This is a genomic window from Pseudomonas sp. AC172 (genome assembly GCF_979258595.1).
This window is the reverse complement of sequence record NZ_OZ409868.1, coordinates 2,714,843-2,729,290: the sequence shown is the minus strand read 5'-3', so window position 1 is coordinate 2,729,290 and position 14,448 is coordinate 2,714,843. Positions and strand designations below refer to the sequence as shown.

General features: G+C 59.8%; 12 protein-coding genes. 3 read left to right on the top strand and 9 right to left on the bottom strand.

The genetic code is table 11. The annotated features are described in order from the left end of the window. Positions 1–31: 31 nt before the first annotated feature. The 4 genes from ACZ0A4_RS12115 to ACZ0A4_RS12100 all read right to left on the bottom strand — a co-directional run bounded on the left by ACZ0A4_RS12115 (position 32) and on the right by ACZ0A4_RS12100 (position 4,371). Entirely contained in the window at positions 32–1,003 is a 972-nt protein-coding gene (locus ACZ0A4_RS12115) for a TRAP transporter substrate-binding protein (RefSeq protein ID WP_463574881.1), read from the bottom strand. Between the two features lie 62 nt (positions 1,004–1,065). Next, the gene (locus ACZ0A4_RS12110) at positions 1,066–1,959 is read right to left on the bottom strand and encodes an SMP-30/gluconolactonase/LRE family protein (RefSeq protein ID WP_463574880.1); all 894 of its coding nucleotides are present in this window, start codon (positions 1,957–1,959) and stop codon (positions 1,066–1,068) included. 30 nt (positions 1,960–1,989) lie between these two features. After that, positions 1,990–2,814 carry an NAD-dependent epimerase/dehydratase family protein gene (locus ACZ0A4_RS12105; protein WP_463574879.1) on the bottom strand — a complete coding sequence of 275 codons (825 nt, stop codon included), beginning with the start codon at positions 2,812–2,814 and terminating at the stop codon, positions 1,990–1,992. Positions 2,815–3,084: 270 nt separating this feature from the next. Next, positions 3,085–4,371: an OprD family porin gene (locus tag ACZ0A4_RS12100; protein WP_463574878.1), complete on the bottom strand. Its 1,287-nt coding sequence runs from the start codon at positions 4,369–4,371 to the stop codon at positions 3,085–3,087. Between the two features lie 324 nt (positions 4,372–4,695). Here ACZ0A4_RS12100 and ACZ0A4_RS12095 point away from each other — a divergent pair, with 324 nt between their 5' ends. Both ACZ0A4_RS12095 and ACZ0A4_RS12090 read left to right on the top strand, forming a co-directional pair. Continuing rightward, the gene (locus ACZ0A4_RS12095) at positions 4,696–6,351 is read left to right on the top strand and encodes an MFS transporter (protein ID WP_463574877.1); all 1,656 of its coding nucleotides are present in this window, start codon (positions 4,696–4,698) and stop codon (positions 6,349–6,351) included. After that, positions 6,348–7,490, top strand: a complete 1,143-nt coding sequence (locus ACZ0A4_RS12090) for an HlyD family secretion protein (RefSeq protein WP_463574876.1) — start codon at positions 6,348–6,350, stop codon at positions 7,488–7,490. The genes ACZ0A4_RS12095 and ACZ0A4_RS12090 overlap by 4 nt, the downstream gene beginning before the upstream one ends. Positions 7,491–7,605: 115 nt before the next feature. Here ACZ0A4_RS12090 and copD read toward each other — a convergent pair whose 3' ends face one another. Both copD and copC read right to left on the bottom strand, forming a co-directional pair. Beyond that, positions 7,606–8,463 (bottom strand): copper homeostasis membrane protein CopD, encoded by an 858-nt coding sequence (gene copD, locus ACZ0A4_RS12085; protein ID WP_463574875.1) that lies wholly within the window; start codon positions 8,461–8,463, stop codon positions 7,606–7,608. A gap of 3 nt (positions 8,464–8,466) precedes the next feature. Next, a complete protein-coding gene (gene copC / locus ACZ0A4_RS12080) occupies positions 8,467–8,829 on the bottom strand; it encodes a copper homeostasis periplasmic binding protein CopC (RefSeq protein ID WP_102899264.1) in 363 nt (120 codons plus the stop codon). Positions 8,830–8,968: 139 nt separating this feature from the next. Between copC and ACZ0A4_RS12075 the strand changes: the two genes are divergently transcribed. Further along, complete coding sequence (locus ACZ0A4_RS12075; RefSeq protein WP_463558803.1) at positions 8,969–9,589, top strand: TetR/AcrR family transcriptional regulator; 621 nt, start codon at positions 8,969–8,971, stop codon at positions 9,587–9,589. A gap of 183 nt (positions 9,590–9,772) precedes the next feature. Here ACZ0A4_RS12075 and preA read toward each other — a convergent pair whose 3' ends face one another. The 3 genes from preA to hydA all read right to left on the bottom strand — a co-directional run bounded on the left by preA (position 9,773) and on the right by hydA (position 14,012). Then, complete coding sequence (gene preA / locus ACZ0A4_RS12070) at positions 9,773–11,047, bottom strand: NAD-dependent dihydropyrimidine dehydrogenase subunit PreA (protein WP_077573438.1); 1,275 nt, start codon at positions 11,045–11,047, stop codon at positions 9,773–9,775. Continuing rightward, positions 11,048–12,415, bottom strand: a complete 1,368-nt coding sequence (locus ACZ0A4_RS12065) for an NAD(P)-dependent oxidoreductase (protein WP_463574874.1) — start codon at positions 12,413–12,415, stop codon at positions 11,048–11,050. It lies immediately after the preceding gene. Between the two features lie 157 nt (positions 12,416–12,572). Then, the gene (gene hydA, locus ACZ0A4_RS12060) at positions 12,573–14,012 is read right to left on the bottom strand and encodes a dihydropyrimidinase (protein WP_463574873.1); all 1,440 of its coding nucleotides are present in this window, start codon (positions 14,010–14,012) and stop codon (positions 12,573–12,575) included. Positions 14,013–14,448: the final 436 nt, after the last annotated feature.

Here is a 14,448-nt window from a genome sequence, read left to right as displayed (position 1 = left end):
GGGCCTTTTCAGGAGTATGGAGCGGGAGGCGTTACTGAACGGCTTCGATCTTTTTGATCAGATCGGCATACGGCGCGCCGTATTTCTCACGAACCGAGGCGGTGGCGTCGTAGAAGGGTTTCTTGTCGACGGTGATGAACTCGACGCCGGCAGCCTTGAGTTTTTCTTCGCTGGCAGCGGACTTTTTGTCCCACAGCACGCGTTCTTCAGCCTGGGCAGTCTTGGCGGCTGTTTTCACCAGCGCCTGTTGATCCGGGGTGAGTTTTTCCCAGGTGATTTTCGACATCACGATCGGCTCGGGCAGGATCAGGTGACCCGTGAGGCTGTAGTACTTCGCATTTTGGAAGTGGTTGTGTTCAAGCAGGGTCGGCGGGTTGTTTTCCGCGCCGTCGATCACGCCGGTCTGCAAGGCGCTGAAGATCTCGCCGGTGTCCATGGCGATGCCGTTACCGCCCATGGCGTTCATCATGTCGATGAACATCGGGTTGCCTTGCACGCGGATTTTCATGCCCTTGAGGTCTTCGAGCTTGCGCACCGGTTTCTTGGTGTAGATGTTGCGTGTGCCGCCGTCCATCCAGGCCAGGGCCACCAGGCCGAATTCGGAGTTGGTGATTTTGCCGAGGATTTCGTCGCCGACCGGGCCGTCGATGACGTCACGCATGTGTTGCTGGTCGCGGAAGATGAACGGCATGTTGAACACGTTCACGTCCGGCACCACTGGGCCGACGATACCCAGGCTGACGCGAGACAGTTGCACCGCGCCGACCTGCATCTGCTCGATGACTTCCTTTTCCGAACCGAGCACACCGCCGGGGAAGTACTTGAAGGTCAGCTCGCCGTTGGTTTCCTTGGTCAGGGTCTTGCCCATGCTTTCTTCGGCTACGACAGTCGGGTAACCGGCGGGGTGAATGTCAGCGAATTTGAGTTCCAGCGCCTGAGCGGCACCGGCAAAGGTGAACATCAGTGGAAGTGCAGCGGCGAGCAAGGTGCGTTTGAAGTCCATGGGGGTGTCTCCAGTCTTGTTATTGTTGTGTTCAAGGCACAGCGGTGTAGCAGAGCCGGGTGTTACAGCGAATCGTTGAACTGCGGTTCCGGCAAACCTTTGACGTTGAGGTTCAGGGCGAACACGCCACCGGCGAGGGACTGCGGGTCGTGGTCGTCACCGGGGCGAATCGAGGTCACGAACAAGGTGTCCATCCGGCTGCCGCCGAAGGCGCACATGGTCGGCTTTTTCACCGGTACGGCCAGTGAGAAGTCGAGTCGGCCGTCCGGCGCGAAACGGTGAATCAGGCCGGCGTCGTTGGCGCAGATCCAGTAGAAACCTTCGGCGTCCACAGCAGCGCCATCGGGCCGGCCGGGGAAGTGGTTCATGTCGACGAAGACGCGTCGGTTCGACGGTGTGCCGGTATCGGTGTCGTAATCGAACGCCCAGATCAGTTGCACGTCGGGGTGCGAATCGGACAGGTACATCGTCCTGCCGTCGGGGCTGAAGCCGAGGCCGTTGGGCACGATGAAGCCGTCGAGTTGCGCCTCGATCACGCCAGACGCTCCGGCGGCGTAGCGATAGAGCCGGCCTTCGGCTGCGTTCAGGCCCATGTTCAACACCATGCTGCCGGCCCAGAAGCGGCCCTGACGGTCGCAGCGGCCATCGTTGAGACGCATGTCTTTGCGGCCGTGCTCGACGCTGGCAAGTCGCTCGCTGTCGACGCTGCCGTCGCTGTGCGGGTGCAAATGAAAGAAGCCGCTTTCCATCCCTGCGACCCAGCCGCCACGGCCGTGGCGGGCGATGCAGGCGAGCATCTCCGGGGTTTTCCAGGCGTGGACATGGCAGGTGTCAGCGCTCCAGCGTTGCAGGCCGCCGTTGGGAATATCGACCCAGTACAGCGCGTTTTCCTCTGCCACCCAGACCGGGCTTTCGCCCACGGCGTTGCGGGCATCGACGATCAATTCGGCTTGCATACTCATTCCTTTGCGTCGTTGTCAGGGTGATCAGTCGCCGAACGGTCCGGCCGCGACAAACGCGCCGCCCTGATAGATCCGCGCCGGGTCATCGGCGGCCGGCATCGGCTGCGCTTCGACCTTTTCGCGGAACACTTCCGAGCTGTCCTTCGCTTCAAAACCGAGATGGCTGGCGAAGCGGTTGTCCCACCAGACGTCGTTGTTGGCGGACATGCCGTAGACCACGGTGTGGCCGACGTTTGGCGTGTACAACGCACGTTCGAGCAATTGCGTGAGGTCGTCGAAACTCAGCCAGGTGTGCATCATTCGGCGGTTCTGCGGCTCGGGGAACGAGGAGCCGATGCGGATGCTCACGGTCTCGATGCCATAGCGATCGAAATAGAAACTGGCCATGTCTTCGCCGTAGGACTTGGACAAACCGTAGTAGCCGTCGGGGCGGCGCGCGGAACTGGCGTCGAGCGGTTCGTCCTGTTTGTAGAAGCCGATGACGTGGTTGGAACTGGCGAAGATCACCCGCTTCACGCCATGCCGGCGCGCGGCTTCGTAGATGTGAAAGACACCGCAGATGTTGGCGCCGAGGATTTCTTCGAAGGGCCGCTCGACGGAGACACCGCCGAAATGCAGGATCGCATCGACGCCTTCGACCAGTTGATGCACGGCGTGTTTGTCGGCGAGATCGCAGACAACGATTTCTTCGCGATCATCGACGGCTGGAGTGAGGGCCGCGATGTCCGACAGGCGCAGAACATTGGCATAAGGACGCATCCGTTCGCGCAGGACTTTGCCCAGGCCACCGGCAGCGCCGGTCAGCAGCAGGCGATTGAATGGAGCACGGGGTGTGGAGGTAGACGTCATGGCAATCCCTGAACACATTGTTATTAGGTTTGTTGTAGGTTGTCGTATGACTGCGCTGAAGTATCGGTAGGGTTTCCGGAACTTGTCAACGCGACTTTTGGTGTAGATGACGGATGGGGCTGATTAACTTTTCTATCAGCACGATTCCTTGGTTGCAATGCAATCCCCTTGTGGGAGCGAGCTTGCTCGCGAAAGCGGTGCGTCATTTAAAGATGAATTGACTGACCCAACGCATTCGCGAGCAAGCTCGCTCCCACAGGGGAACTGGCTTTACAACAACGAAATCGGATAACTGATAAAGATCCGGTTTTCGTCAAACTCGTTGGTGCTGAAGTCCCGGCGTATCGTCGCGTTACGCCATTTCACGTTGAGGTTCTTCAGCGGCCCGCTCTGCACGGTGTAGGCCAGTTCCGATTCGCGGCCCCACTCCTTGCCGTCGGTGATCGTCCCGGTGTGCACGTTGTCGCCGCTGATGTAGCGGTTCATCAGGGTCAGGCCGGGGATGCCGAGGGCGACGAAGTTGTAGTCGTGGCGCAACTGCCAGGAGCGTTCCTTGGCGTTGTCATAACTGGCGTTGTAACTGTCGTTGGCGAGGGTGCCGCCGCTGGTGCCGTTGACCCGCATCCATGCGTCGTCGCCGCTGAGTTTTTGCAGGCCGACATAGAACGTGTTGCCACCGTATTTGGCCGAAAGCAGAGCGAACGCGGTCTTGTTGTCGAGGTCGCCGGCCTGGGCGCTGCCGTCTTCCTTGCCGGTGAAGAAACCGAGGTTGGCGCCCAGCGTCCAGTCGCCCAACGGCTGGCTGTGGCTGAGGTTGAAGTACTGCTGCTGGTAGATGTCGCTGAGTTCGGCGTACCACACACCGACCAGCGTGCGCTTGTCGTTGAAGGTGTATTCGCCGCCGCCGAAGTTGAAGCGGTCGGAAGTGAACGCGCCACGGCCGTTCATCGACATGTCTTCCATGCTCGCGTCATTGCGCGGGCTGTTGCCGCGGAACTGGCCGCCGTAGACGGTCAGGCCATTGATCTCGGTGGACGTGATCTGGCCGCCGCGAAAGGTCTGCGGCAGGGAGCGGCCATCGTCGGAACGCAGGATCGGCAACACCGGCATCCATTCACCGACCTTCAATTCAGTCTTAGACACCTTGGCCTTCAGCGCTACACCTAGGCGCCCAAAGTTGTCCGCCGGACGTCCGTCATCGTGGATCGGCAACAGTTGCGTGCCCCCCGTGCCCTTACCGCCATCAAGTTTTTGCGAATACAGCCCCAGCACATCGATGCCGAAACCGACGGTGCCTTGGGTGAAGCCGGATTTGGCATCGAGGATAAAGCTCTGCGTCCACTCTTCAGCCTTGCCCTGAGCATTGGCCGGGTTGACGAAGTTGCGGTTGAAGTAGGCGTTGCGCAGGTTCAGCGTGGCTTTGCTGTCTTCGAGGAAGCCTTCGGCATCGGCGCTCATCGGCAGGGCGAGGGCGAGGCTGCTGCAGCTGATCAGGCCAAGTGTGGAGCGGCTGGAAAAGCGGGAAGGGCGGACGGAATTGCGGACGAGTGTGCTCACTGTGACGCTCCCTGTTTCGTTTGTTGTTTTTATTATTTGTTATACGTCGTCGTACAACATGGATGCGGATATTTCCTAGGTTTTGCGGGAATGTCAACACTAAGTTATACGATGACCTTGTCGTGCCTGAATTCTCGATTTGACGCTAAAACCTGTGGGAGCTGGCTTGCCAGCGATTGCGGAGTGTCATTCAACAAGGATGCTGAATATGCCGGCCTCATCGCTGGCAAGCCAGCTCCCACAGGGTTTGGTGGATGACAGGGGAAAAGTGTGTTGCCGGTGAATTTGCGGCAAACTTAACCACCCTCCGCACAAGGCCTTTCAATGGATCAATACGCCCCGCGCAACTGGCAACCGCACGAGAAGCCCAGTCTGCCCGGTTCCCCCTCGACGCCTTTGCACTCCAACCCCAAGCGCCTGGCCTATGCGCTGGTTGGTTTGCTAGTGGCGGTGACCGGTGGTTTGGGCAACTCGCTGGTGGTTGCCAACCTGCCTTATCTGCAAGGCGCGCTTGGGGCGACCACCGCGGAAATGGCCTGGCTGCCGGCCGCGTACGTGATGACCAACGTGTCGATGAACCTGCTGCTGGTGAAGTTTCGCCAGCAGTTCGGTTTGCGCGCGTTCACCGAGGTGTTTCTGGTGCTGTATGCGCTGGTGACCTTCGGCCACTTGTTCGTCAACGACCTGAACTCTGCCGTGGCGGTGCGTGCAGCGCACGGCATGGTCGGCGCGGCGCTGAGTTCGCTGGGACTGTATTACATGGTCCAGGCGTTCCCGGCGAAGTGGCGGCTAAAGGCGCTGGTGATCGGCCTCGGCACTTCACAACTGGCGCTGCCATTGGCGCGATTATTTTCCGAAGACTTGCTGCAGATCGCCGAATGGCGCGGCTTGTACCTGTTCGAACTCGGCATGGCACTGCTCTCGCTGGGCTGCGTATTGCTGCTCAAGTTGCCGCCGGGCGACCGCTTCAAAACCTTCGAAAAGCTCGACTTTCTGACCTTCGCCATTCTCGCCACTGGCGTGGCGCTGCTGTGTGCGGTGTTGTCGCTGGGGCGGATTGACTGGTGGTTGGAGGCTAACTGGATCGGCTATGCGTTGGCCGCCTCGATTGCCTTGATCCTCGCCGGTCTGGCCATCGAACATAATCGCAGTAACCCGCTGCTGATGACCCGTTGGCTGGGCAGCGGGACGATGATCCGCCTGGCACTGGCGGTGACCCTGATTCGCATGGTCACCTCGGAGCAGTCCACCGGCGCGGTGGGTTTTATGCAGAACCTGAACATGGGCTATGAGCAATTGCACAGCCTCTACGTGGTGATGCTGATCGGCAGTGTCGCGGGATTGTTGACCAGCGCGCTGACCATCGACCCCAAGCACCTGCTGATGCCGTTGATCATCTCGCTGGGTCTGATGGCCACCGGGTCGGTGATGGACAGCTTTTCCAACAACCTGACCCGCCCGGAAAACCTCTACTTCAGTCAGTTTCTGCTGGCGTTCGGCAGCACGTTTTTCCTCGGCCCGACCATGGTTTTCGGTACGCGCAACGTGCTGACCAACCCGCGCAATCTGGTGAGCTTTTCCGTGTTGTTCGGGATCTGCAACAACCTCGGTGGCCTGCTCGGTGCGGCGCTGCTGGGCACTTTCCAGATCGTCCGGGAAAAATTTCATTCCAGTCACATCGTTGAGCACCTGACGCTGTCTGACCCCTTAGTGGCGGCGCGCGTGCAGAGCGGCGGCTCGGCGTATGGCTCGTTGCTGGCCGACCCGAGTCTGCGCAACCTTGCGGGAATTCGCAGTCTGGCCAATGCCGCCACCCGTGAGGCCAACGTGCTGGCCTATAACGATGTGTTCATGCTGATCGCCGTGATTGCGGTGCTGACCATGATCTGGCTGTCCATTCGCGCGCTGTGGCTGATGAGCACCACCAAAGCCGTCGCCCCAGCGCCTTCCGTACCTCCTAGCGGTGCTTCTACTTCATGACCGAACCGACCACCACAACCACCAATGCCATTGCTGCCACGCCCGAGGGTGTGGCGCCGCCATCATCGCCGAACACCGAGCCGCGCTCGCTGCGGGTGCGGATCATCTCTTCAATGGGCTTCGCGGCGATTGCCATCGTCGGTGTGTTGATCGTGCTCTATGCCTGGCAATTGCCGCCGTTCAGCAGTGCGGTCGAGACCACTGAAAATGCCTTGATTCGTGGGCAAGTGACGATCATTGGTCCGCAGCTCGCCGGTTATGTTTATGAAGTGCCGGTGCAGGATTTTCAGTACGTGAAGGCCGGGGATCTGCTGGTGCGTCTGGACGACCGCATCTATCAGCAACGTCTCGATCAGTCGCTGGCGCAACTGGCGGTGCAGAAAGCCGCATTGGCCAACGTCGTGCAGCAACGCAACAGCGCCGAGGCGACGATCAAATTGCGTCAGGCCGTGCAGGCCGACAGCGAAGCGCAGTTGCGCAAAAGCGAGGCTGATCTGCGCCGTAACCAAGAGTTGGTGCGCGACGGTTCGGTATCGAAACGCGAGATGGACGTCGCGTTGGCGGCCAATGCGCAAAGCATTGCAGCGGTGGCTCAGGCCAAGGCCAATCTGGAAATTGCCCGTCAGGATCTGCAAACAGTGATCGTCAATCGTGGCTCGCTGGAAGCAGCCGTGGCCAGCGCCGAAGCGGCAGTGCAACTGGCGCGGATCGACCTGTCGAACACCCGCATCGTCGCCCCGCGCGACGGCCAGCTTGGGCAGATCGGCGTGCGCCTCGGCGCCTACGTCAACTCCGGGGCGCAGTTGATGGCGTTGGTGCCGAACCAGAAATGGGTGATCGCCAACATGAAGGAAACCCAGATGGACAACGTCCGCGTCGGGCAACCGGTGCGCTTTACCGTCGATGCGTTGAACCACCGCAAATTCACCGGGCATGTGCAGCATATTTCGCCGGGCACGGGTTCTGAATTTGCGCTATTGCAGGCGGATAACGCCACCGGCAACTTCGTCAAAATTGCCCAGCGGGTGCCGGTGCGGATCACCATTGATGCGGATCAGCAGGAAGGGGAACGGTTGCGGCCGGGGATGTCGGTGGTGGTCAGCATCGACACAGCCGCCGGCAACACCCAACCTCACTGACCCAGTGCATAACCCTGTGGGAGCGAGCTTGCTCGCGAAAGCGATGTATCAGTGACATTTCTTTATCTGACACACCGCCTTCGCGAGCAGGCTCGCTCCCACATTTGAACTGTGTTTATCCAGTGATCATCGGCGGCAGGGTGCCGAGCAGTGAGACGGCCGCCACCGCGCCAATGCCGAGCAACCACTCCAGCATGACACTGCGCCTGATTGCGCCCATGCGCTGTTCGCAATCATCCATGCGCAAGCGATTGAACAGCGCCAGCCCAAGCATCCCCAGCACGATCAGCGCCTTGATCAACAGAATCAAGGCAAACCCACTGAACAACGGTGTGGGCCACCACTGGCCGGTCAGCACGCGGACGTTGATCAAACCGGTGATTAGCAGCCCGGCAACCAGCGCATAACCGACTCCGCTGAAGCGCCGCAAAACCTCATGCATCGGTTCCGTCGGCTGACGCAGAATCATCACCAGCAACAACAACCCACCCAGCCACCCCGCCACGCAGGTCAGATGAACGATCTGGTTGAGAATCAGCAGTTGCCCGCTCAAACCATCGAGCATCGCGCCATGCCCGACCGGAGCGAGAGTCGCCAGAAGCAGGGCACTCAAGCCGAGTCGCAACGGCATGCTTGAACGCCAAGGTGTGAACAGCAACGCCGACAGCACGGCATTGATCAGCAGATGCCAACGCCACACCTGGCCGAAAAACGTATGGCCCAGCACCAGCGCAACCGTGTCCGGATCAAACGCCGCCGCTGCCGAACCGGCCATGCTCGCGGTGATCAACAGCGCCCAGGCAATCCCGCTGAGCAGTGCCACAGCGGCCAGCCAACGCGCCAGTCGCGCCAGGTGCCGATCGACTTGCGGCGCTTCATCCTTGAGCAGTAACGGCCTGAACAGCCAGGCCCCGAACAGCATCAACACCACGATGAAATGCACAAAGCGGCACAGCACCAGCGCTTCACTCATGAATTACTGACCAACCTTGAACTGATAAGCGCCTTCGCTTTTGTGCGTGTCGACCGACACCGCGTGCCATTCGACTTTGTACTCGCCAGCGGTCAGCGGCGCAGCAGGGGTGACGATCAGGGTTTTCTTGTCGCCTTCGGTAGTCAGCGCTTTGACTGCGACCGGCGCGCCGTCCTTGGTCACGGTGACTTTGGTGAAACTGGCTTCAACGCCTTCGGAAAAGGTCAGGCGCAAATCGGCCGGCGCGGCGACGGTGCTGTCGGCGGCCGGGGTCTGGCTTTTCAGGTGAGCGTGGGCAAATACGGAAGATGCGGCGAACAGCGAAGCGAGCAGGGCAGTGGTGGTCAGGACGTTCTTGAACAGCATCGCGAATACCTTTGGGGCAGGAGTGAAGAAGCGTCAGTTTAGCCATCCGCTGACGCCAGTACGAAGTTTTGTTTGCAGCGGTCGCCCGCGGAGCAGAGCGGATGCTAGTCTTGGGCAACGCTGGTGTCAGGGAGCCCTCATGGGCAATCACAAGATCGAGATTCGTCGCAATAACGTCGAGAAAATCCTGCTGGCGGCGGAAAAAGTCTTCGCCGAAAAAGGCTTTGGCGGCACGGCCATGGCCGACATCGCGGCTGAAGTGCAACTGCCGCGCTCCAACCTGCATTACTACTTCTCCACCAAGAGCGAGCTGTACAGCGCGGTGCTGTTCGACCTGCTGGAAGTGTGGAAACAGGACGCGCTGTGCTTCGAGATGTTCGACGATCCGCGCGTGGTGCTGAGCAGCTACATTCGCGCCAAGATGAACCACTCGCGCAGCCGACCGTACGGCTCGAAAGTCTGGGCCAACGAAATCATCCACGGCGCGCCGACACTGGGCGAGGCGCTGGATGTCAGCCTGTATGACTGGGCAAAGATGAAGGAAGCGAAGATTCGCCAGTGGGTCGAGGACAAGCGGATTTTGCCGGTGGAACCGTCGGGTTTGCTGTACATGATCTGGGCGTCGACCCAGCACTATGCTGACTTTGATCATCAGGTGAATATTCTGAATGAGCATCAGCCGCTGTCGGACATGCAGTTTGAGCGGGCGGTGCAGACGGTGACGAGTGTGATATTGCGTGGGATCGGTTTGGAACCCTGAAAGCAAAAGCCAACCCTCTCCCGGAGGGAGAGGGGGCCTACGGACGTGTCTCTCGAGGTACATCGACCTGAAAGATCGTATCGATTATGGATTCAGAACAGATCTTTCAAGTCGGTGCATCTCGCCAATATCCCCCAATCAGTCCCCTCTCCCTTTGGGAGAGGGTTAGGGTGAGGGGCTTTTTCAGACTGCAACGTGATACGGATTGCGCGGATCATGATTCCAATCCAGAAACGGCTTGCCAGTCTCCATCGGCACCATCTCGATGCAATCCGCCACTGGACAAGTGATCTGGCACAAGTTACAGCCCACACACTCCTCATCAATCACTTCATATTTATGCGTGCCGTCCGCCTGCTTCAGACTGCCAATCGCCTGGTGTGACGTGTCCTCGCAAGCAATATGGCAACGCCCGCAACCAATGCACGCGTCCTGGTCAATCTTCGCGATCACCTGATAGTTGATATCGAGGTACTTCCAGTCCGTGGTGTTGCCCACCGCACGCCCGGAAAACTCGGCAATGTTGGCGTAACCCTGACTGTCCATCCACCGTGACAGACCATCCTTCATCTCCTCGACAATGCGGAAACCGTGCAACATCGCCGCCGTGCACACCTGCACCGCGCCACTGCCGAGCGCCATGAATTCCGCCGCGTCGCGCCAACTGCCAATGCCGCCAATCCCGCAGATTGGCAAGCCCTGGGTCTGCGGGTCGCGGGCAATTTCCGCGACCATGTTCAGCGCAATCGGCTTCACCGCCGAGCCGCAGTAACCGCCGTGGGTGCTTTTGCTGCCGACAGTGGGCAGGGCGACCATGTGTTCCAGATCGACGCTGGTGATCGAGTTGATCGTATTGATCAGCGACACCGCATCGGCGCCACCGCGATGGGCCGCGCGGGCGGCGACGCGGATGTCGGTGATGTTCGGCGTCAGTTTGACGATCACCGGCAGCGAGCAATAGGTCTTGCACCAGCGCGTGACTTGCTCGACGTACTCGGGCACCTGACCGACCGCCGCGCCCATGCCCCGTTCAGGCATGCCGTGAGGACAGCCGAAGTTCAACTCGATACCGTCAGCGCCGGTGGCTTCGACCAGCGGCAGGATGTGTTTCCACGACTCTTCGACACAGGGCACCATCAGCGAAACGATCAATGCGCGATCCGGCCAGTCCTTTTTCACCTGAGTGATTTCGCGCAGGTTGATTTCCAGCGAACGGTCGGTGATCAACTCGATATTGTTGATGCCGAGCACTTCACGGTTGTTGCCGTAATGCGCTGAGTAACGCGACGACACGTTAACCGCCGCCGGGTCCTCACCGAGGGTTTTCCAGACCACGCCACCCCAGCCCGCTTCAAAGGCACGGACCACGTTGTAAGCCTTGTCAGTCGGCGGCGCGGAGGCCAGCCAGAACGGATTTGGCGCTTTGATGCCAGCGAAGACAATCGACAGATCGGCCATTTACGCAGCCTCCACGTTAAGCATCAGTTGAACGTTGATCGCCTCGGCGGCGCGTTTGCCGTGCTGCACGGCTTGCACGGTGAGGTCCTGATCGAGGCTGGTGCAGTCGCCACCGGCATACACGCCGGGGATGCTGGTGCGCAGGTTTTCGTCAACCTGAATGCGTTCGCCCTGACGCTTGAGTTCGCGGGCCAGCGGGTCGGTGAGGGCGCTACTATCGAAGGCCTGGCCGATGGCTTTGAAGATCGCATCAGCGGCCAGTTCGAAGGTTTCGCCGGTGGTTTGCAGGCGACCGTCGACCAGATCGGTGCGGGCGAAACGCATGCCGCGCACATGGCCCTGAGCGTCGAGCAGCACCTCTTCCGGTTGCGCCCAGGTCAGCAGGCGCACCTGACTGGCTTTGGCGATGTCTTGTTCGTGACCGGTGGCGCCCATGTCGGCGGCGCCACGGCGATACACCAGATTCACATCGCGGGCACCGAGGCGGGCCATTTGCACGGCCATGTCGATCGCCGTGTTGCCGGCGCCGAGAACGATGCAGCGCTCGGCGAGCGGCAGTTGCGTGAGGTCATCGGCCTGGCGCAGTTCGCGGATGTAGTCGGTGGCGGCGAGCAGGCCCGGCGCATCCTCGTGGGGCAGACCGAGTTGTTTGCTGGCATTCAGGCCGAGGCCGAGGAATACCGCGTCGAACTGCTGATGCAATTCGCTGAGGGTCAGATTCTCGCCGAGCTTTTGCCCGTGGCGAATCTCGATGCCGCCAATCTGCAAGAGAAAATCCAGTTCCTTTTGCGCGTAATCGTCGACCAGTTTGTACTTGGCGATCCCGTATTCGTTGAGACCGCCAGCCTTCTCCCGTGCTTCGAAAATCACCACGTCGTGACCGTGCATGGCGCTGCGATGGGCACAGGACAAACCGGCCGGCCCGGCACCGACCACGGCAACGCGTTTGCCGGTGGCAGCCGCGCGCTGGAACGGGTGCTCGCTGAAGTGTGCGTTGTCGACGGCATAGCGTTGCAGCAGGCCGATCAGCACCGGCGCGCATTCGTGGGCGTTGTTGCGCACGCAGGCTTGCTGGCAAAGGATTTCGGTTGGACACACCCGTGCACAACTGCCGCCAAGGATGTTCGCCGAGAGGATTTTCTGCGCCGCGCCGGGGATGTTGTCCTGATGAATGTTGCGGATGAACGAGGGGATGTCGATCTCGCTCGGGCACGCATTCACGCACGGCGCGTCGTAGCAATACAGACAGCGCGAGGCTTCCAGATGCGCCTGCCGGTCATTGAGCGGCGGCGCCAGATCGGTGAAATGCCCAGCGAGGGCGGCCGCGCTTTCGTGCGGGTGGGGGAGATGGTTCAGGGTCTCGATCACGGTTTTTTGCCTCACGGTTATTTGAGGTTTCTGCCTCTGTCGGGCAGTGGTTTTTGTGGCGTTCGGGATGGCCTCTTCGCGAGCAGGCTCGCTCCCACATTTGGAATGCATGCTCCTGTGGGAGCGAGCTTGCTCGCGAAGGCCGAAGGCCTGGATTTCAGCGTTTCACAGCAGTGGGCCGGTGCATCTCAGCCCGCTTGCTCAGCAAATCAAACACCGCCGGGTACGCCGGCCGTTCGATGTACCGCCCGGCGCCGCGCTCGGCGCGCAGGTCGCCATCGGCCCAGACCAATCGGCCCTGGCTGACGGTATGGCTCGGCACGCCGCGCACGGTCTTGCCTTCGAAGATGTTGAAATCCACCTGCTGATGGTGGGTCTTGGCGGAAATGGTGCGCGTGCCTTGCGGATCCCACAGCACCAGATCGGCATCGGCGCCAACGCGAATCGCGCCTTTGCGCGGATAGAGATTGAAAATTTTCGCGGTGTTGGTCGAGGTGAGGGCGACGAAATCCTGCATCGATAAACGCCCGCTGTTGACGCCTTCGTCCCACAGCACCGCCATGCGATCTTCGATACCGGCGGTGCCGTTGGGAATCTTGCTGAAGTCATCGCGGCCGGCGGCTTTTTGCTCAGCGCAGAAGCAGCAGTGGTCAGTCGCGGTGGTGTGCAGGTTACCGTTTTGCAGCCCGTGCCACAGAGCCTCTTGATGGCCACGCGGGCGGAACGGCGGGCTCATCACGTAACCGGCAGCGGTCTGCCAGTCGGGGTGTTGATAGACGCTGTCGTCGAGCAGCAAATGCCCGGCGAGCACTTCGCCGTAGACCGGTTGGCCCTTGCTCCGTGCATAGGTGATTTCGTCGAGGGCTTCTTTGGTCGAAACGTGCACCAGGTACAGCGGTGTGCCAATGGTTTCGGCAATACGAATCGCCCGGCTCGCCGCTTCACCTTCAACCTGCGACGGACGCGACAGCGGATGCGCCTCTGGCCCGGTGATGCCCTGGGCCATCAACTTGCGTTGCAGGTGATAAACCAGCTCGCCGTTTTCCGCGTGCACGGTCGGCACCGCGCCCAGTTCCAGACATCGCTCGAAACTCGCCACCAGTGTGTCATCGGCGGCCATGATCGCGTTCTTGTACGCCATGAAGTGCTTGAAGCTGTTGATGCCGTGTTGGCTGACCAGCTCGGCCATTTCCTCACGCACCTGCTCGCTCCACCAGGTGATCGCGACGTGGAAGCCATAGTCGGACGCGGATTTTTCCGCCCAGCCGCGCCACTGGTGAAAGGCTTCCATCAACGACTGCTGCGGATTGGGAATTACAAAATCGATGATCGACGTGGTGCCGCCGGCCAGACCGGCCGCCGTGCCACTGTAGAAATCCTCACTGGCCACAGTGCCCATGAACGGTAGTTGCATGTGCGTGTGCGGATCGATGCCGCCGGGCATCAGGTATTGGCCGCTGCCGTCGAGCACTTCGGCACTGGCGGGAACATCAAGATTTTCACCGATGGCTTTGATCACGCCGTCGGCGCAATAGACGTCGGCGCGGTAACTTTCATCATGGGTAACAACGGTGGCGCCACGGATCAACAGAGACATTCCGAGTTCCTCGCAGGCATTGACCGACTTGTGTCGGTTCTAGATGTTTTATTGATGTACAGCGTTGCAGGGTGTATTCCTGTCAGCGCTGTCAGGAATAGAAACTAGTCGCAGATTTGCAATAGATCAAGATTATTTTTTATAAGCTTATTGCTGTTTTAACTGTATGAAAAATAACGATAAAAAACGCAAATCACCAAAATGGTGAGGCTGTTCACCATTTTGACGCACTTGACAGGATGGAAATATGAGCAAGATTTTGTATGTGAAATCAGCCGCTTGAAGTTGAGCTGCGGCTGCTCGCTCACGGTGAAAATAAATGCAGTGCACCAGATTGAGTCCTGTCTGTTCGGACAACTTGCCAAGTGTTTGGCCTGAGCACCCAGACAAGTTTCCGCGAACTCATCCGGTGAATAATTAAAACTGATGAATATCA